Source organism: uncultured Spongiibacter sp., assembly GCF_964011655.1.
Classification (GTDB): domain Bacteria; phylum Pseudomonadota; class Gammaproteobacteria; order Pseudomonadales; family Spongiibacteraceae; genus Spongiibacter; species Spongiibacter marinus.
In genome coordinates, this window is sequence record NZ_CAXGPO010000010.1 from 41,496 (window position 1) to 60,199 (window position 18,704).

Genomic DNA, 18,704 nt, shown 5'->3' on the forward strand with positions numbered 1-18,704 from the left:
TTTGGGGTTCCTAATCAGTGATGCGTTACTGAAGAACGCTGGCGGAGAATACTTTGTGCAATGGTGTCATTGCGAAAGGCGATGCCGATTAACACCAGCGCCGGCCAAAACAGATACGCAAGAATTTCCAGGTTTTCACCAAAGCTGAACATAATGAGTATTAGCATACAGGCTAAACCTGCGCGAGATACGCAGCATCGCTGGGCCTGCATGAGTAACAGTAATAGGGTGACAAGCATGGGAATCAGCAACGCCAGAAAGCCAACGACGCCCTTAACGAATAGTAGACCGTACCAGCTGTGGTGGGAGCCAATAGGCATATATTCCACTAGGTGAGGCCCTCTCTCTACAACGCCGTGTCCCCAAACAGGCGCTTCATCTCGCCAGCGCTGTATTGCAATTCTTGCCAGCGCCGAGCGGACTCGGCTCGAACCTGCGCGGGCAGCTTTGAATTCCGCAATGGAGCTTTCAGCGAAGGCCATGAGTTGGGTGGCTACAACGGCCACTGCTGATATGCCCACACCGCCAGTTAGCCACAGTGCCGGTGAGTTGAGGCGGGAAATGAAAAAGACCGCTGGCGATACGAAAAGCATTGCAACCAGTCCGGCGCGAGACTGGCACATAAGCACCATCGCGACACTGCCGATAATGCCGATCCAACGCCAGCGGATATTTTTTTCCTGCAGTGCAAAGACTAAGTAGAAATTGGCGAGTAGGCCGGCAGCTGGTGCCCAGGGGGTGAAAAAGCGCCAGCGGGGGCCGAGGGATTCGGGGTTAATGCCATAGAGCTGGAACTCGAAGAACTCCGGGCCGGGGCCGCCAATTACTTTGAGTGGCGAGATATAAATAGTACCGGGAATGGGGGTATACGCGGCGATAACAAATAGCGGAATTAACAACAGCGTATGCAGGCAAATAACGCAGCAGGCGCGATAAACCAGCTCTGCACGGATAGGTAAGGTGGCGCCAATTAGTATGAAAATAGCCAGCAGTGCCCAGCCCTTTGCCCAGCCGATCGTGGACTTGATCATCGCGGGCAGGCCGAGATAGAAATCCAAATGCCCCATAATCAAGGCCACTTCCATCACCAGCATGGCGACCACCCACAGTATAACCACGGGGTGCGGTTCAACTTGAATCGACCTGGCGCGCATCGGCGCAGGTAGCCACAGGTTGTAGGCCCAGTAGCCGAGCAGAATCCAACCGAGCACCGGCGCAATAATGTATACCGCGCCGAGGGCGTAAAACGGATAGGTAAGAATTAGAGCGTACCAAATCCACTTTTCGATAATATTTTCTGGAGCAATTGCTTGCGTTTCCACAGAAGAAATAATCCGAATAAAGCCATGCCGCTACCCAGCACACCGCCAATAATGGCCAGTAATTTATTGGGTGACGCCGGTTGGCTGGGAAGAGAAGGGGCTGCAAGTACCTGAATTAGCGGGTAGGACGCAAAGATATCGGTTTTGCTGGTATCGATCTGCGTGATCGCCGAGGTATAAACCGCTTCGGCTATTTGATAGTCGCGCTCGAGGTTCTCAAGGATCGCTGCTTCTTCAGCGTAGCGTTTTAAGTTCAGACCATGCTTAGTGATAGCACTTGAGAGCTGTTGAATTTTGCCAATGAGGCCTTCAATTTTGGCGAATGACACCAGCAAATCTTGAAAGAGAGCGCTCTGTTTGCCGGCATCATTCATGCTGATCAGCTTGATGGTGCCCATGTCGTTGTGGCCAACCAATTCTAAGCTGCGCTGTTGCAGGGCTTTGAGCGTGTTGTCTTGTCTCGCGCTTTCTTTTACCACCTGAGGGTGAGCCTGTCCCCACTTTGAGCGATACACCGCCAGCGTTGTTGTCGCGTTTTGATAATTTTCTAAATGCTCCCGAAACTGTTGGTCGGCATTCAGGATAAACGCGCTCGCTGCCAGCTGCGGAGTAATGCCTAAGTTGCGAGAAAGTTGGTCGACGTAATTGCTGACTCGGTCGCGCTCGGCCTCGGCTCGTACTTGCTCCTCTTTCAAACGCTCTAGGCGCAGGCTGAGCTCTTCATACTGACGGCCAGACACATATTCAGAGCTTTGCTTGTGCAATACTAAGGCGCGTTGCGCGGCTTCCAATCGCTCTTTATAGCTTTTTAGCGCTTGCGCAATACCTGCCTCGCGGCGGTCGAGCTCATCAGCGCGGAGGATTTCTATTCGGGTGTTAAACGCTGAAATTAGCGCCTGTGCCTGGTCCTGTGCGAGGCGGGGAGAGCCCGCTTTGGTTGCCACTTGGATAATGGTGGTCTCGTCTACGAGCTTTACCACAGGCTTGCGAAAATCCGCGTAGTCGATATTCAGGGCTTTCGCCGCGCCACCAATCACGCTGGTGCTCAGCAGGATTTCCTTGTAATTCACTCTCGGGTTAACACCCCTGGTGCCAAACGGTGAGCTACTACTGCTGCTGGCCTCACCGATGCTTTCCAAATTAACTTTGGTGGATACTGCCTTGCCCGGCAGCATAAACGCGAATTTACTGACGTACTGGGGCGCCGAGGCAATGTAGAGAAATACCATTCCCCAAATCATTGCAAAGGAGATCACCCCCACCACGATGTATCGCGTCCAGCGCGGTTTGTCAGCGGGCGCCTTGTAGAGTTGCAGCTCTTGATTTGGCTGTATCGTCGGTGTCATGTCACTTCTCAGCCGCGCAGATCAAAAGAGTGAAAAGGGAGTGGCGACGTCGACAATCGCTCTGGCGATATCACGCCAATTCCCTATTGTAGAGTCATAGCAGCTAACGGTGTCGTTGGGTAGTAAATAGGGATTGATATCGTCGGAATCTGGATTGCGCAGCAGTTCTTCGACATTGCGTTTCATAATTTCGCTCTCGCCACTGATGGGGTTAGTGCCCACCAACACGACGTAGCGTGAGGCATTGGTGAATTGCGTGCCGCCACTGCAGTTGCCCGATACCACCGCCTGATGTAACCGCGTGCCGTAGGGCATGCTGCTGCTGTACTTGCCCACTGCCGCAGAGGCGTTGTTGCTTGCTGGATTGGTCAAATTTGAAATGAACACCCGTATTCCCTTTGGCGTGATTTGACTCGGGCGAATCAGCTCGGCTTGCATGCAGCCTGCTGAGGGAACGATCACTTGATCGCCTGCAATCAACGGTACGTCGTAGGTGTGCTGGCCCGAAAATATCCCTGCGAGATTGATTTCTTGCTGCCAGCCGTCGCGAATCAGCAGAATTTTGTCTACACGCGCGTCAGGGCGTGCACCCGCTGCTGCGCGTATGGCTTCACTGAGGTAGCGTTTGGTGGGGTAGTCGCCGCTGATGCGAATTTTACTGTCGTCGGTCTGCGCGGGAATCAGGTCGTTGATGAGTACGCGGCCAGGCTCAAATACCGCGCCTGACACCGAAACCATAATGGGGGCCCACTGAAGCGGGCGCACACTGATGTGAAGGGTGTGGGCGAGAAACATCTGTTGGGCAACCAGCATGATGCGCAGGCGGTTCTCCACTTCTTCGGTGTCCAGTCCAACCACCTGCACCGGGGCGAGGTAGGGAAGCTCAATATTGCCATCGTGGTTAACCAAGTACTCGCCGCTGAACTCCTCCCCTTCATGGATGCGAATTTCGATTCTGTCGCCCGGTGACAGTGGCAGCAAGCGCCGGCCTTGGCTGTTTAACGATCGCGGGGTACCGGGATTTCGCCACTGCTGCGCTAAGGGTTCATCGACACGATAGTCCGCACTGTTCAGCGCCATGCCGCTGCCATCGGTCGAGCAGGTATTCACCGCCATGCGACTGCTAAACTCGTGGCGTTGTTCCACCTCTGGCTTGTCGCGCTCAGGCAGGCTTGTCGAAATATCCGGCATCGACGCACAGGCCGCCAGCGTTAATGCGACACTGGCGAGGACGGCGCGGCGGCAGCGTCGCGGCGTGAAAAGGCGGTGTGAAGATAGGGTCCATTTGGCAATGTTCATAGCGCTTTCCTGCTGCTGATTAGGTTGATCTCACTGCTATTGTGAGACGGCATATCTTGGATATTGCAGGGGGCGTGCCAGCTGATGTGAATAAAAATATGCTTTAAAAACAGTAGGATAGTGTTTTTTGTCGAGGGCGGTGAATTGCAAAATGCAAATCGTGGCTTGCGTTTGCATTTTGCGAATCATATTGCTGGAGGGTGCGCCACCGCAGTGGCGGTATACGATGTGGTGCGATCCTTAGCTCTGGCTGGCCTGCCGCAGCCTGAGTAGAAACAGAGGGTTGCCAATGATGTAGCGCTTCCACATCCGGCCCGGTTCTTGTAGTAGCCGCCAAATCCATTCCATACCCAACTCACGCAGCCACAGGGGCGCTCGGGAGACCTTCTCGGCATAGAAGTCGAACAAGCCGCCAACGGCGATGACGACTGGGCTATTTAGTTGCTCCCGGTGGGCGAGAATCCACTGTTCCTGGAGGGGTTGACCCATGCCGACCAGCAGCACGTCCGCCCCGCTATCGTTAATTTTATCGACGATGTCCTGGCAGTGCTGTTTGTCGAAATAGCCGTGCTGTGTGCCGGCGCTTCGCAAGTGTGGCTGTTGCTTCAACATTGCCTGCATCGCGGCATCGGCAATTCCGTCTTCACCGCCGAGCATGAACAGGCGCTGGCCGTGTTGGGCGAGTTGCTCGCACAGCAAAGGCAGCATATCGGTGCCGTTTATATTGCCCTTACGGCGAATACCGTTGCGCCGACAGGCCATTTCGATACCGCTGCCATCGGGCAGCATATAGTCTGCTTGATTCAGTTGTGATCGCAGTTCGCTGTTGTTGTAGGCGAGATTTAAGGTGTGGGCGTTCGCGAAGAAAACTGTCGCACGATGTCGATGTGTCACGTGCTTATTAATCACCGAAAGTGCGTTTTCCATTGAGATGTTGGCGATGTTTACGCCAAAAATCGTAAAACTGTCGACGTCTTTCAGAGTTTTGCCGCCGCTGTACAACAGGCCTGCTAGCAGCGATTTGCCGATGATGGCAGCGTCTGTTTTGAATCCCTGCTTGTCGGCGTATTCGAGATTGCAGGCCTCTTCGTCGATAAAGTCGATACCAGAAATTCGTCGCAGTTCGAACAGTGAAAACATACCTGGATTCAGGGTTTCGGTACCCGCTGCAGCGGGCTCTTGCTCGGTGCGCGCTCGGTAACCGACCAGTGCCAGCTCGCCTTTAATGACGTTTAGGAGCAACGGCAGGCGACTGAGGTTTACCTGATCGTGCAGCAGTAGGGCGGGCACGCCATCACCGGCAGCGCTGTGCAAGGTAACGCGGTCAACGATTTTTTTGCCTTTAATCAGGCGAAACAGAGTATGAGCGAAAAGCCACGGAGCGAAGGCTAACGCGGCTGCCACTGCCAATATACGGTCTGTTTTTTTTACACAGCGTAGCTGGGCGTTGAGCGATTTGTTGTAAACGGTGTGATGGCGCATGGTGGCATCCTCTCGGCTGTTTAGAGCTAAAGGGGCAATGCCTGTGCCAGACGCGTAAAATTATTTTAAGTCTATGATTTATAAGTGCTTGTCAAAGGGTTAGGTGGGTTTTTAACGGCGCAGAGAGTGGTTCGATAGCCAGCATGATTTGCATTTTGCAATGCAACTGGCTTGCCGGTGATGCTAAGCCGCACTGCGAGAAACATTAGGCTTAGACTGACCGCGCTTCTAACTCAGCGATCGCATGATGGAGGGCTTCTTTGCCTGACGAGAATTTCTCGCCGGATACCGAAAGTAGCTCCATAAGAAGCTGGGTATTTTCAGCATCGCAGCATTTTTCGATCTGCAAACAATAGTCCTGCAACGACGTTGCGCCGCAATAACCAAGATTACTTTTTGCGGAGTGTACGGCGTCGCGAAGCCCGGCAAGTGCTGGTTGATCGGCGGAGTCCGCAATCGCTGCAGTCAGAGACTGCAACTTATCAAGCTGCTCCACGACCATTTTTAAAATAATGAGCGCGGTCTCTAACCCTGTATCGACAACGAGTTGTTCAAGTATCGTGGTGTCTATCTCCGCGGCATACAGCGCTGCAGTGAGTGTTGCGGTGTTGCTCACGTCATCTTGGGAGCTGGACGCAGCGGTTTGTTCAACAGGCAGCCAGCACTCAAGTGTGTTCAGCAATTCATCGCGGTTCACCGGTTTAGACAGGAAACCATCCATGCCCGCGTCTTCACAGCGCTTTACATCGGTATCGAAGGCATTGGCGGTCATTGCGATAATTGGGGTGTTGCGCTCTTTACCGGGCAATTGGCGGATGTGTCGGGTTGCCTCTAAACCGTCCATTTCAGGCATGCGCAAGTCCATTAGCACCAAGTCGTAGCGGCCACTGGTTACGGCCATTAATGCCTCAATGCCGTTGGCGACGATGTCGACTTGATAGCCAGCACGCAACAACAGAGTCTTCGCGACTAACTGGTTCGCTTCGTTATCCTCTGCGAGTAGGAGCTTGTGCCGGCTTGGGTTTATTTCGTCGGTGATCTGTTCATTGGCGGGCTCCGATTCGGCGTCGCCGTCAAGAATGGCAAGGAGCTGGCTCGGCCGAAAGGGGCGATACATCATATGTTGGAAGCCGGCCTTGCTGCTGTGTTGCAAGAGTTCCGCCGAAAAATTGCGGTTGTACAGCACCACTTGTTGAATGGGGATCTGCTGCGCCATCAATAACGTGCTCAATTTTTCCGGTGTGGCAAAGCAGCGCATGTCCACGATCAGTATGTCGCGTGCAGATAATTTCGGAAGGTTCTCTAAGGCACGAATTGCGACGGCTTCTATGCCCAGCCAGTCCGCTTGTTGCAGTATGCTGGCAAGCAGTGTTTTGTTGTCGCTCCGCAAAAACAGCTTGCCTGTTGCGCGTTTTGGCTTTGCCAGGCTGGGAAGGTTAGTGTTGCTTGCATTGACCGGTATCTCAACGCGGAACCGGCAGCCTTCGCCTTTTTTGCTCGTCAGCGAGATTCTGCCGTCGAGCAATTCAGTCAGTTTTTTACATATGACTAAGCCAAGGCCCGTGCCGCCGTGAACGGCGCTGTCACTATTATCTACTTGAGAGAATTCATTAAATAACTTCTCTTGATCCTCTTCTGAAATCCCAACCCCAGAGTCGCGCACTTCAAGTACCAGTCCGAGTCGGCCGTCAGCCAGTTTTTCATCGGTTTGAGAGATTTTTAGATTTACGCCGCCAGAGTCAGTGAACTTAATCGCGTTATCGAGAAGGTTGGTGACGATACGCCGTACAAAGCTCAGGTCACTGATTACCGTTTTCGGTATGCGGGGGTCGATGCAGGCGGAGATCTCGATATCTTTATTTACCGCGCGAATGGTTGATACCTCCATCACGCGCTCACATTGCTCTAATAAACTGAACTTGCTGGAGTGAATTTCTTGTTGCCCGGACTCGATTTTTGAAAAGTCCAGCACGTCTTCTATGACGCTTAATAAACTATTGCCTGCCGCAAGTGAGGTCTCTGCCAGCATGCGTTGCTCGGTGGATAAATCGCCTTCAAGCAGCAGGTCCATACAGCCAATAACGGCGTTCAGGGGCGAGCGAATCTCGTGGCTCATATGCGCGAGAAAGCTGGATTTAGCCTTACTGCTTGCAACTGCGGTTTCCCTTGCCTGAGTAAGCGCTTTTTCCCGCTCGATGCGCGTTGTAATGTCTCGAATGGTTGCGGTAAAGAAGGTTTGCCCTTCGAATTCGGCAGTGGGAACAACGGTTAGCTCGCAGGGGAAGAGGCTGCCATCTCGCCGGATAGCTTCTACTTCTATCCGCGTATTCAGAACAGGCCCCTGCCGGGTCTTATTGAAGTTGGCCATGCCCTCGTTGTGAGATTTTCTCATGCCGTGGGGAATGACGATGTCCGCCACATGTTTACCGACCACCTCTTCCCGGGTGTAGCCAAAGAGTTGTTCCGCAGAGCTGCCAAATTCATGGATGACGCTCTTGTCATCAATGGTAATGATGGCGTCGAGGCTGGACTCGTACAGTGAGCGGGAGATGATTTCCAGGTGCTTTTGCTGGCGTTGAATACGACTCAGCCCCAATCGATCGGGGTAGATCGTCAGTAGAAAACGCCCCGCCGGCTCATCAGAGGCCGTAAGGTGGAGGATAAGCGGCTCGCCATCCATGGTTGCGGCAAAGCTTTGCGATGCGACGCCAGCCGCCGCCCCGGATTTGAGTGAATGCAGCGCAGCACTGGGCAGGCGGTCACGTAGTTTGTCTCCCGGACTGACTGACGCGAGAGACCGAAGTGTATCGATAGGGCCGCGGTGCAGAATGCGGGTAATGGTGCCCTCGTGGTCGATCTCAAATTCAGCCCAGCTTTCAATACTTCTGCTGCCAGCCTGCGGCTGCTTTGAGGGACGATCGTCAGTCATAAGCATTTACGTAGTCGCGAAAGGTAATCTGAGTATTTGATATCTGGTCGGCGCAGTCAATTTCCGCCTGGCTGGCCATATTGCTGAGTTGCAGAACAGTTTGCATTTTGCAAAGCAATATAGGATGTTGGTGATAAAAATTGTCGCTGTTCTGGCTGTCGTTCGCCGCAAAGCAGGCTAACAACATGATAGTTATAACAAAGTTGCTGTTGTAAGTACTTGGTGCCGATATTGCGTGGTCATGGGAGAAAATTATTTTCGCCACCGCAGCGCAGAGGTAAAAAATGATGGCCCGACCGCAAAGCCACTCACTAGTGACACGCAAAGTCTTGGTCGCCGATGATAGCTTGCCCGGCTTATTGGCAGTAAAGGCCATGCTTGAGGCTGAGGGCATCATCTGCGATACCGCCAATGATGGAAGCAGCGCACTGGCAAAAGCGCAACACGAGCGTTACGACGCACTGTTGTTAGACGAGCACATGCCGGGGCTGCAGGGGTCGGCGATATGCGTTGCGCTGCGAGGGGAGTCGGGCCCTAACCAGCATGCCATGATTATTTCGCTCAGCGGCGAACAAGGGAGCGGGCACCGCGCGGTAATGGACGCAGCGGGCTTTGACGCGATGTTGGCGAAGCCGGTCAGTAAGCTGGCGCTGGTGTCCGTACTGAGCGAATCGGGCGACAGTGAGTCATCCATCAAGGGCGATGACATAGCCGGCTTCGTCGATGACGAAGCGTTGCTCGATGTAGCAGTGCATCGCGATATGCAGGAACAGTTCGACCCGGCTACGGTTGCGCGTTTGTTTGGGCTGTTTATTGACGAATTATCAGTATTGTCGGCGCGTTTGAGTACCGCCATCGATCATAATTCAGAGACTGAAGTCATGGCCGTTGCGCATATTCTAAAAAACTCGGCGGAGTTGTACGGCGCCAAACGCCTGTCGTGTCTGGCCCGCTATATCAATGAAACGCCACCAAGTGGCCGAGAGCAAATCATCGAACTTGCCGAACAGTTGCTGGCGGTGTGTCATGAAACACGTCAGAAAGTTCAGGTAGAGCTGCTGTAGTCGTGTTATTTTTTAAAAATCTGCGGAGGGCATTCAATGTCTGAGGGATCGCAAAAGCTGGTATATGTTGTGGAAGACAGTGTGTCCAGCGGGGCCCTTTATAGCAGTTACCTCGAGGCCGCTGGTTATGCGGTGTCGCATTTTATTGACGGCCATTCCGCCCTGGTAGCTATCAAGGAAAAGATGCCAGATATCTTGGTGCAGGATGTCTGCCTACCCGACATCAGTGGTATGGAGGTAATGCGCTTTACCAAAGCGCGTGCCGATATTCCGGTGATCATTATTACCGCTAACAGCTCCATCGATATCGCCGTTGAGGCGATGCGCGATGGCGGCTTCGATTTTATAGAAAAGCCGTTTTCCAAGGACAGACTGATCGCCGCTGTTGCCGATGCCGCGCAGCAGTCGACCTTAGATCAGGGACAAGTCACTGCTGGTGCCTCGGCGGCATCAAAACCCCGGCCAATCCGAGCTGTACGAGAGCATTTTGTCGGCGAATCCTCGGCAATGGAGAGCATTTATCAGCTTCTCGACAGCGCGGCCCGCAGTAAGGCGAGTGTGTTTGTCACTGGCGAAAGTGGCACCGGCAAGGAAGTGTGTGCGCAAGCGCTTCACGATGCCAGCTCGCGCGCTTCCGGGCCGTTTATTCCTGTTAACTGCGCGGCGATCCCCGCCGAGTTATTCGAGTCGGAAATTTTTGGCCATGAAAAAGGCGCCTTCAGCGGCGCGGTGTCTCAGCGCAAAGGTGCGGCCGAGTTAGCCAATGGTGGCACCCTGTTTCTCGACGAGATCGGCGAAATGGATTTGGCTTTGCAAGCAAAACTGCTGCGTTTTTTGCAAACGGGGACGTTTAGTCGAGTCGGCGGTCAAAAAATGATGCACTCAGATATACGCATTGTGTGCGCCACAAACCGCGACCCAGAAGACGCTGTTCGGCAGGGGCAGTTCAGGGAAGACCTCTACTATCGTTTAAATGTTATTCCGGTTAAGTTGCCGCCCTTGCGCGACAGGGGCAGGGATATTATCGCCTTGGCGACGCATTTTCTGGCAGAGAAGTCCGCGGCAAATAACAAAGTATTTCGTGGGTTTACCGATGCGGCGATGGAGTTGTTACTCAGCTACGAGTGGCCTGGCAACATTCGCCAATTACAAAATGTTATCGAAAATATCGTGGTGGTCCACGATGAAGAATTCGTCAATGATGAAATGCTACGAGTGGTGACGAGCAGCGTTGTGCCAACGCCACTGACGACTTCGTCTCCTGCACCGCAATCGTTAACGGGTACCGACTCCATGTCGCCAGGCGTCGTAGCGGCTAAGCCGGGTATTCGCCCATTGTGGATGGTGGAGAAAGAAACCATAGAATCGGCGATTGAGCAGTGTGATGGCAATATCCCGCTTGCTGCGGCATGCCTTGGCGTGAGTGCATCGACAATCTATCGAAAAATAAAAGCCTGGGAGAAAGATGAGGCATAGCCTTGTGCGACCTCAACGGCATGCAGATGGTGTTGTTTACCAACTGCTAAGCCAGTCCCAGAGCCCCAGAGACTGCTCGCTAAAAATGTTAATGCCAACAGCAGACTTGGCAATATACAGTAGCAATAGCCCCACGCTAACTGCGACAGTTAGCGCCATCGCCGCCACGAATAGAAATGCCATTGCCGACGCGGCTTGCTCGCGCGGCGATAGCGTGCGCTGGTTTCGCCCCGCCAGCAACACGATAAAAAGACTGCTCGGTATCAGCGGTAATTTCAGTGTCAGGCGGAGGTCGACAGGGAGTTTTCCCCCTTGCCGACCGGCAATCGCCTGTTGAATCCCGAGCAGCTGTTCGGTGCTGAAACTGTTCGCCGCACTAGCGGGCATAGACTGTAAAAAGCGTTGTACAGCAGGGTCGCTATTTGGGTGATCCACCAAGACTAAACTCCTACTCGCGTATATTTTGTAACAAGAGCCTTCACGGTGTAGCCAGTCTGACAAGTACGGCGGTGATGGCAATACGAACATATACGCGAAGCACCCTAGCAAGCTGTTACCGTTAGTCGATCGTCGATGAACGGCGTGGCTGCCTTAGCCATCGATGTGTCGTGTTCAGGAAGCAGAAGAGGGGCGGTGCTTTCGGGGTGGAATGATACCCGTAATCAATCAGATGGGGGCTGGCACACTAAGCGTGTTTGTCTTTCGGGGATTGGTCGGAATGAGAGGATTCGAACCTCCGACCCCTGCCTCCCGAAGGCAGTGCTCTACCAAGCTGAGCTACATTCCGAGTGCATAATCGCGTGGCAACGACGAGGCGAATAACTATATCAAAGCGCTATCGCCTGCTCAATATAGCCGCTAGTCACGACCGATAATGAGGCTGGCGCAGGTGGTTGCGCTGCCGCCGAGGTTGAAGGTCATGATGTTTTTGGCTCCCGCTATTTGGTAGCCGCCGGCGGTCTGACGAACCTGTTTGCTGGCGTCCAATGCCATGCGTACTCCGGTGGCCCCAACCGGGTGCCCAAGGCCGATTAATCCGCCACTCATGTTCACCGGCAGCTTGCCGCCGGGGGCGATATCGCCATTTTCAATGGCTTTCCACGCTTCCCCCGGCGAATACAGACCGCAGTGGTCGATAATCATATATTCGGTGATGCTGAAGCAGTCGTGCACTTCCAGGCCGTCGACGTCGTTGATACTTGTCATGCCTGCCCGTTGCAGGGTTTGGGAGAACAATTGCTGTATATGCGGGAAGATGGCCGGCTGGCCTGCGCCCAAGCGCAGTTTTTCGGCGAAGGCGATGGGGGCATTGATATGGCCCCAGCCCTTGATATACGGCAGCGACTCCAGGGCGATACCGCGCTGCTTGGCATAGTCCCTTGCGCGCTGTTCGCTGGCCAGAAACACCGCAGCTGCTCCGTCGGTAATTTGTCCACAGTCCTGGCGACGAATATTGCCACTGATCCTTGGGTTAGCGGTGTCGTCGTCGCTGAAGCTGTCCGGGCCAAACTGCCAGTTCCGGCTTTGGGCATTGGGGTTGAGCTTGGCGTTGTCAAAATTTTGCTGGGCAATGGCGTAGAGGTGCTGTTTATCCAGGCCGTATCTCTGTTGGTACTCATCAATCATATTGTCGAAGGCGCAGGGCCACACATAGGGTGTGTCCTGCCATTCCTGACTCGCCCAGGCGGCGGGGCGCAGATTGTTGGCGTCGTCGTCCCCGGGCACATTGCGCATAACTTCGATGCCAACTACGCAGGCAACGCCGTAGCGCTCGGCCTGCAGGTCAGCCATTGCCGCAAGCAGCGCCATAGAGCCGGAGGCGCAGGCCGCCTCGTGGCTGGAGGCGGGCAGGGTTGCCATAGCAGGATCGACATGACCGAAGAAACCGCCCAGTTGAGACTGGCCGGTAAACAGCGATGAGACAAAGTTGCCCACGTGTCCCACCTCTACGTCTGCGGGGTCGAGCGCGCAGGCATCGAGCCCCTGCCGAACCGTATCGATAAAAAGCGATGCGATATCACCGCCACTGCGGTAGAGGTTGTTGGCAAAGTCACTTTGCGCTCCCCCTAAAATGTAGACCCGTGGGCGGCTCATGAACGTCAGGCCTCTTCCGTTTCTTTGCGCAGTTCCTTGCGCAGAACTTTACCCACCGGCGTCATCGGTAGCTCGTCGCGAAACTCGATGTACTTAGGAATTTTGTAGGCGGTTAGCTGTTCCCGGCAATAGCTCAGCAGGGTTTCTTTCGTCAGCGTTGGGTCGGTGGGCACCACAAACAATTTGACGGCCTCGCCGGTTTTTTCGTCTTTCACGCCAATGGCCGCAGCCAGTTCCACCTGAGGGTGCTCGAGTACCACGTTCTCGATTTCATTGGGGAAGACGTTAAAGCCTGATACCAGCACCATGTCTTTGAGGCGGTCGACGATGCGCACAATACCCTGCTCGTCGATGGTGGCGATATCACCGGTGTGGAACCAGCCGTCTTCATCGATAACCTCGGCGGTGGCATCCGGGCGTTGCCAATAGCCCTGCATGACTTGTGGTCCTTTCACGCACAGCTCTCCCGGTTCGCCCAACGCCGTTTCGTTGCCGTCGCTATCGACGGTTTTCAGGGCGGTGTTGGGTACCGGTAGCCCCACTGATTCGGGGTTAATGAAGGCGCCTGCGCCACTGGCGCTAACCACCGGCGAGCACTCTGTTAGGCCATAACCTTCCCCAATATTGCAGCCGGTGAGTTCGCGCCAGCGGCTCGCCGTGTCGGGAACCAATGCTGTGCCACCTGAGTTCGTGGCCTTCAGCCCGCTGAAGTCGAGCTTGCGGAACTCGGGGTGTTTGAGCAGTGAAACAAACAGCGTGTTGAGGCCAATAAAGACGTTGATTTTCCAGGGCTTGAGCGCGCGCACAAAGGTGTTTGCGTCGCGTGGGTTAGCGATAAGAATATTGTGCTGACCATTATATGCCGCTGACATTAGGTGCATGGAGAACGCATATATATGGTACAGCGGCAGCGGCGCAACGATGTTCTCGCTTTTGGTTTTATCAAACAGCGGCTGTCCGTGTTCGTTGTGCTGCTCCAGAATGCCATTTATCTGCATCATATTGGCCACCAAATTTCCGTGGCTGAGCATTGCACCTTTTGCGGCGCCGGTCGTACCACCGGTGTATTGCAGCATGGCCAAGTCGTCGCGCTTGGGCGAAACGGGTTGGCGTGCCGGCGCTTTTTTGCCTTGTGCTAACACGTCGCGCAGCTGCAGTTGTTGTGGCAGGTGGTAGCTTGGCACCATCTTCTTCACGTGTTTGGCAACAAAGTTGAAAAGCAGGCGTTTACCGGTGGGCAATAGGTCACCGAGATTGGTGACAATCACCGTTTCAATGTCGGTGTCGGCGATGACTTCTGCGACGCTGTCACCAAATGTGCTCATGAAGATCAGCGCCTTGGCACCCGAGTCTTTAAATTGATGACGCATTTCCCTGGCGGTATAGAGCGGGTTGGTATTCACCACCACCAAGCCAGCGCGCAGCGCACCGTAAATCACCACGGGGTACTGCAACAGGTTGGCCATTTGGATGGCAATGCGGTCGCCGGGTTTAAGATTGGTGTTGTGCTGAAGGTAGCGGCAGAAAGCGTCGCTAAGTTGATCAATCTCGGCGTAACTCAATGTGTGATTGATGCCCGTAAAAGCAGGGCGCTGGGCGTGCTCGGCAAAGGCCTGCTCGATGATTTCCAGCACATTGTTGTAGGCTTCAGTATCTACGGTATTTGGAATACCCGGCGCGCGGAGGCCGTCCCAGAATGCTGCGTCCATATGTTCCCCACTTTTATTGTTGGTTGTTATGGCCGCCTGTCGGCGGCACGAACGTCAAGACTACCAGCGCTTCAGGGATTTTGGTACGCGCGAATACTCTGGCCGTCGGCCCAAGTCGCGTGGGTACCGCTGCTGATCCGGTGGGGGAGGATAATTCGGCAAACGGGGCCCGCCTCAATGTCTTTGGCGTCGATCAAAACGCACTCAGAGCGGTCGGCTTTCATGTCGGTGATAAAGCTCACCAGATAGCCATCGTCCTCGTCTTTGGCATTTATCCGCGGCGCGAACGGCGCTTCGCTACCGTAGCGTTGTTCGCCAAAGGGCAGCTCCCAACTGTCGCCGGTTTCCAGGTCGTGTTTGACCAGGCCGGAAAATAGGAACATGCCGGGTTCGTTCCATACGGAGTAAAGGTAGCGGGACTTGGTGCCGGCATAGCGCTGGTTGAAGGTACCGAATTCCAGGGCGCGCTCGTCCAGATGTTGCTCCTTGACCTCGCCGGTTTTCAGGTTGAAACGCCAGCGATGCAGCCGTGTTTTTAGCGAGCACAGGTCGATGTTGGCCATCATTTTACCCGCAGCCGGCGGTAGGCCCGGCAGCGGCGCTGGGTCGGGGTCATCCTGAAAGTAGCCGTCCAAAATAATTTCATCGCCGTCTTCGTAGGCGTTCATCCAGTGCAGCACATAGGTGGGCGACGCTTCAAACCAAATGGCGTCTTCGGCAGTGCCATAGCGCGGCAAAATGGCAAAGCGCGTGGGTAGTTCGGGGTGGTACTCCGCGTGATATTTGCCTTGCTCGAGCAGGGTGGGATTCCAGAACATCGGCAGGTCGACCAGGATGGAGTAGTTCTTCGTGAACGCCATGTCGTGTGGAAGGCGCGGCCCCGGTGTTGGTACAGGTGTGTAGTGCACCAACTTGTTGTTGCTGTCGACCACGCCATAGTGTTGATAAGGCGGATAGGTGGAGTAATTAAAAAACAGCATTTCGCCACTGCGCTCGTCCACTTTTGGGTGGGCAGAGATGCCGTCCAGCGGCGTCCATCGCTCTGCACCGTACTGTTCCAGGGTAAAAGGGTCGAGGCGGTAGCCGTCGCCGCATTGCCAGAAGGTGGACAGAACCTGGCCGGCATGAACCACAACATCCGTCGATGAGGCATCTTTTAGATAGCCCTGGGCGCCCCAGCCAGGGCGTTTGGATTTCTTCGGGTTATTGGCAATGCCCGCCCAAATGGCCTCGCCAGCTTCTTGTTCCGCGTCAAAGCCTTTGGTGCGAACAAAGCGATTCCTGTACTCAGCTTTCCCGTCTTTAAACACCATCGCGTGCAGCATGCCGTCGCCGTCAAAGGGGTGATAGTGGCCGATAGCTTCGTGGACGGGATTCTCGGTATTTCGAATATAGACGCCGTCGATATCGCTGGGAATGGTGCCAATCACCTCGAGGTCGGTGGCTGTGAGTTCGTCAAAGTTGGGTGTCCAGGCACCGTTGAGGTAGGGGTGTAGGCTCGGTTTGAGCGTGTGTTTGACGGTGTTTTTATAGCTTATCGTCACAGCGGTATTCCTTGTTGGGCTTGCCAAATCAATCGATACAGTGAGTTGCATTATGATACTGAAATTTGTGCTGTCAATGCTTTCGACTGTTGCGACGGTGGCTTTGGCCCTATACTGCTGCTTCTCGGGTATAGAGAATCTATGAATATCAATCACTTAGTTGTTAATAGCAGTATTGCGCAGGGTTTGGATGTGATCGGCGACCGTTGGTCGTTGTTGATCCTGCGCGATGCCTTTTTGGGGCGTCAGCGGTTTGAAGAGTTTCGGCGTCACACCGGAGCCAGCCGAGCGACCCTGAGTCGCCGGCTCAATGCCCTTGTTGCAGAGGGTGTGCTGCAAAAGCACGCCTACGGCGAGGGCTCCAGCCGCTTTGAATACCGCCTCAGCGAGAAAGGCCGGGCGTTGTTTCCCGTTTCACTATTGGCATGGCAATGGGAGTTGGAGTGGGGCGGGGCTGCGTATCGCGATGCCCTGCCTTACACATTGCTGCATACGCATTGTGGGCAGCCGATGCACCCCGTTGCTGTGTGCGGACACTGCCATGAGCCAATAACCCTGGGCTCAATGGCTTTGCCCACCGTGGCGCGAGATACCGAGCAACAAATCGCCGCGATTAAGTCGCTCAGCGGTCAACGGCGTGTGCGGGTTTCTCAGTCTACCGGTGAAGAGGATCTGGCCATGGCGGGGATTAGTGATCTGATCGGCGATCGCTGGACCTTACTCATACTGATTTGTGCGTTTTTCGGCACGCGCCGCTACGACGGTTTTCTGAAGCAGTTGGGTATTGCATCGAATATATTAACGGACCGCCTCAACCTGTTGTCTGCAGTGAATGTGTTTGAGCGCAAAAGTTACCAGACCAATCCGCCGCGCTATGAGTACCAACTGAGCAAAAAAGGCTTGTCGTTGTATCCAATCATCATTGCCTTGCGGCAGTGGGCGGTGGACTGGCGGCCACAGGGCGAGGTTCTGGCGCTAACGCATAAATCCTGTGGGCAGGCCCTGAAAATTGAGGTGCAGTGCGGCAGTTGCGAGATGCTTGCCGAGCAACAGGATGTGCAATTTGCTGCCAGCAGCCCAGCTGCGCAGGAAACGGAAGGGGAGCTGACCGCATGAAAAATGCACTCTTGCTGTTAAGTTTGCTAATGATGACCGCCTGTAATGACAGTAGCACTGGCGGTGGCAGCGCAAACACGACGTTCACGCCGAGCTGTGTCACGGCACAATGCCGCAGCAAGCAGCGTATATTGGAGATTCCCGGCGCGGAGAATGTGTTTTTTACCGACGCTGGCCGTTTGTTTGTCACGGGTAACGCCAATATCTATGAAGTGGTAAAAGAGTCTGGTGAGTTTCGCGCGCTGCCTCGTTCGGTGGGTACAGCCGGTGGCAGTGGTTTTGGTGGTATGGCCCAGCGTGGCAACACGCTCTATGTCAACGTATTCGACGACGGCGGATTGTGGGCCGCGCGGCTTACCGAATCCCCTGAATTTTCTCTTATCCATCCGCTCGGTCTGACTATGCCCAATGGCTTGGCTGCCGGGCCGAGTGGGGAGCTATATGTTGTTAACGGGCCGCTTGAACTGGGTTTGACGCTGCCTGACCCCAAGGTGGTTAGGGTTCGGTTTTCCGCCAGCGATGCCATGCAGGTTGTTGAACAGAGCGACTGGCTCTCGCTAACAGGCTATCAACCCAATGGTATTGCGAGTGTCGGGCGCAGTTTGTTTATTACGGCAAGCCGACTACTGCCGCCAGCACTCGGTGTGCTACTGCGGGTAGACATTGCCGCTGATGGCTCCGCCGGCGAGCCGGAAGAGCTGTTTCAGTTCACCAGGATTCCCGACGACTTGAGTGTCGCAGGCGATGCACTGTTGCTCAGTTTTTTCAGTGAGGGCGCTGTCGCGCTGGTCAGTCAGGACGGCGACTTGCTTAGTCGCAGCGAGCCTCTCAGCTTTGATAGCCCCAGCCAGTTACGCCTAGGTCGCCCACCGCTTTTTGAGCCGACAGACATACTCGTCAGTGAGAAAGGCTTACTCATTCCTAACCCTTTGCCCTACGGCAATGCGCTGTCTCTTTATCGGCTTATTCCCTAGGCGCGACGCATCCATTTTATCGCTGCGTACGTAGTACTTCTTTGGCTGGCTTACCTAATGCACGCATCTTGCATTGAGTAACTTACTTGCATTTGCCGGTTCGCTGGCAAATGATGTGCGAGCCTTGCTTCAGAAATAATGACGAAGAATAAAAGTCGAGGTGTCAGGAGAATTGGTCGCTCGGTGTGCGCCTGTGCCCACGGGTAAGCTGCTCAATATCCCATTGAACCGCGATGTTTCGGCAGCGTCATTTGGCAGCGTAGTCACTGCCAGGAGCAGGCAGCTTAATCGTTCATCATAGAAGTATGCATGTAGTTAACGTCTGGTGCTCAGCCGGTGGATAGCTGAA

Annotated in this window: 13 protein-coding genes and 1 tRNA gene; 4 read left to right on the plus strand and 10 right to left on the minus strand. The window is 54.4% G+C overall.

Translation table 11 applies throughout. The features are described 5' to 3' along the window. Positions 1–14: 14 nt before the first annotated feature. The 5 genes from ABNS66_RS06950 to ABNS66_RS06970 all read right to left on the minus strand — a co-directional run bounded on the left by ABNS66_RS06950 (position 15) and on the right by ABNS66_RS06970 (position 8,378). Complete coding sequence (locus ABNS66_RS06950) at positions 15–1,322, minus strand: O-antigen ligase domain-containing protein (protein ID WP_286836744.1); 1,308 nt, start codon at positions 1,320–1,322, stop codon at positions 15–17. Further along, a complete protein-coding gene (locus tag ABNS66_RS06955; RefSeq protein WP_204995237.1) occupies positions 1,262–2,668 on the minus strand; it encodes a hypothetical protein in 1,407 nt (468 codons plus the stop codon). The genes ABNS66_RS06950 and ABNS66_RS06955 overlap by 61 nt, the downstream gene beginning before the upstream one ends. A 21-nt stretch (positions 2,669–2,689) precedes the next feature. Next, complete coding sequence (locus ABNS66_RS06960) at positions 2,690–3,967, minus strand: polysaccharide biosynthesis/export family protein (protein WP_286836746.1); 1,278 nt, start codon at positions 3,965–3,967, stop codon at positions 2,690–2,692. Between the two features lie 240 nt (positions 3,968–4,207). Beyond that, the gene (locus tag ABNS66_RS06965; protein ID WP_286836748.1) at positions 4,208–5,449 is read right to left on the minus strand and encodes a WecB/TagA/CpsF family glycosyltransferase; all 1,242 of its coding nucleotides are present in this window, start codon (positions 5,447–5,449) and stop codon (positions 4,208–4,210) included. Positions 5,450–5,660: 211 nt separating this feature from the next. Next, on the minus strand, positions 5,661–8,378 hold the full coding sequence (locus tag ABNS66_RS06970; protein WP_286836750.1) for a response regulator: 2,718 nt from the start codon (positions 8,376–8,378) through the stop codon (positions 5,661–5,663). A 287-nt stretch (positions 8,379–8,665) separates the two neighbouring features. Here ABNS66_RS06970 and ABNS66_RS06975 point away from each other — a divergent pair, with 287 nt between their 5' ends. Together ABNS66_RS06975 and ABNS66_RS06980 are read left to right on the plus strand one after the other, a co-directional pair. After that, positions 8,666–9,442: a response regulator gene (locus ABNS66_RS06975; RefSeq protein WP_348655290.1), complete on the plus strand. Its 777-nt coding sequence runs from the start codon at positions 8,666–8,668 to the stop codon at positions 9,440–9,442. 36 nt (positions 9,443–9,478) lie between these two features. Then, a complete protein-coding gene (locus ABNS66_RS06980) occupies positions 9,479–10,918 on the plus strand; it encodes a sigma-54 dependent transcriptional regulator (protein WP_286836754.1) in 1,440 nt (479 codons plus the stop codon). Between the two features lie 36 nt (positions 10,919–10,954). On the opposite strand, the gene ABNS66_RS06985 is transcribed toward ABNS66_RS06980, so the two are convergent. From ABNS66_RS06985 to ABNS66_RS07005, 5 genes are all read right to left on the minus strand, one after another. Further along, on the minus strand, positions 10,955–11,353 hold the full coding sequence (locus tag ABNS66_RS06985) for a hypothetical protein (protein WP_204995243.1): 399 nt from the start codon (positions 11,351–11,353) through the stop codon (positions 10,955–10,957). Between the two features lie 275 nt (positions 11,354–11,628). Beyond that, positions 11,629–11,705: transfer RNA gene (locus ABNS66_RS06990), tRNA-Pro, on the minus strand. A gap of 71 nt (positions 11,706–11,776) precedes the next feature. After that, positions 11,777–13,012 (minus strand): acetyl-CoA acetyltransferase, encoded by a 1,236-nt coding sequence (locus ABNS66_RS06995; protein WP_286836755.1) that lies wholly within the window; start codon positions 13,010–13,012, stop codon positions 11,777–11,779. Between the two features lie 5 nt (positions 13,013–13,017). Next, positions 13,018–14,721: an AMP-binding protein gene (locus ABNS66_RS07000; protein ID WP_286836757.1), complete on the minus strand. Its 1,704-nt coding sequence runs from the start codon at positions 14,719–14,721 to the stop codon at positions 13,018–13,020. Positions 14,722–14,792: 71 nt separating this feature from the next. Then, complete coding sequence (locus ABNS66_RS07005) at positions 14,793–16,265, minus strand: carotenoid oxygenase family protein (RefSeq protein ID WP_286836759.1); 1,473 nt, start codon at positions 16,263–16,265, stop codon at positions 14,793–14,795. A 141-nt stretch (positions 16,266–16,406) separates the two neighbouring features. On the opposite strand from ABNS66_RS07005, the gene ABNS66_RS07010 reads away from it, so the two are divergent. Continuing rightward, complete coding sequence (locus ABNS66_RS07010; RefSeq protein ID WP_286836761.1) at positions 16,407–17,381, plus strand: helix-turn-helix domain-containing protein; 975 nt, start codon at positions 16,407–16,409, stop codon at positions 17,379–17,381. Further along, positions 17,378–18,355: a hypothetical protein gene (locus tag ABNS66_RS07015; protein ID WP_286836762.1), complete on the plus strand. Its 978-nt coding sequence runs from the start codon at positions 17,378–17,380 to the stop codon at positions 18,353–18,355. The genes ABNS66_RS07010 and ABNS66_RS07015 overlap by 4 nt, the downstream gene beginning before the upstream one ends. The last annotated feature ends 349 nt before the right edge of the window (positions 18,356–18,704 follow it).

Coding starts and splice junctions, on each gene's coding strand:
- ABNS66_RS06955 (WP_204995237.1), bottom strand. CDS start 2,668: ATGACACCGACGATACAGCCAAATCAAGAGCTGCAACTCTACAAGGCG.
- ABNS66_RS06960 (WP_286836746.1), bottom strand. CDS start 3,967: ATGAACATTGCCAAATGGACCCTATCTTCACACCGCCTTTTCACGCCG.
- ABNS66_RS06965 (WP_286836748.1), bottom strand. CDS start 5,449: ATGCGCCATCACACCGTTTACAACAAATCGCTCAACGCCCAGCTACGC.
- ABNS66_RS06970 (WP_286836750.1), bottom strand. CDS start 8,378: ATGACTGACGATCGTCCCTCAAAGCAGCCGCAGGCTGGCAGCAGAAGT.
- ABNS66_RS06975 (WP_348655290.1), top strand. CDS start 8,666: ATGGCCCGACCGCAAAGCCACTCACTAGTGACACGCAAAGTCTTGGTC.
- ABNS66_RS06980 (WP_286836754.1), top strand. CDS start 9,479: ATGTCTGAGGGATCGCAAAAGCTGGTATATGTTGTGGAAGACAGTGTG.
- ABNS66_RS06995 (WP_286836755.1), bottom strand. CDS start 13,012: ATGAGCCGCCCACGGGTCTACATTTTAGGGGGAGCGCAAAGTGACTTT.
- ABNS66_RS07000 (WP_286836757.1), bottom strand. CDS start 14,721: ATGGACGCAGCATTCTGGGACGGCCTCCGCGCGCCGGGTATTCCAAAT.
- ABNS66_RS07010 (WP_286836761.1), top strand. CDS start 16,407: ATGAATATCAATCACTTAGTTGTTAATAGCAGTATTGCGCAGGGTTTG.
- ABNS66_RS07015 (WP_286836762.1), top strand. CDS start 17,378: ATGAAAAATGCACTCTTGCTGTTAAGTTTGCTAATGATGACCGCCTGT.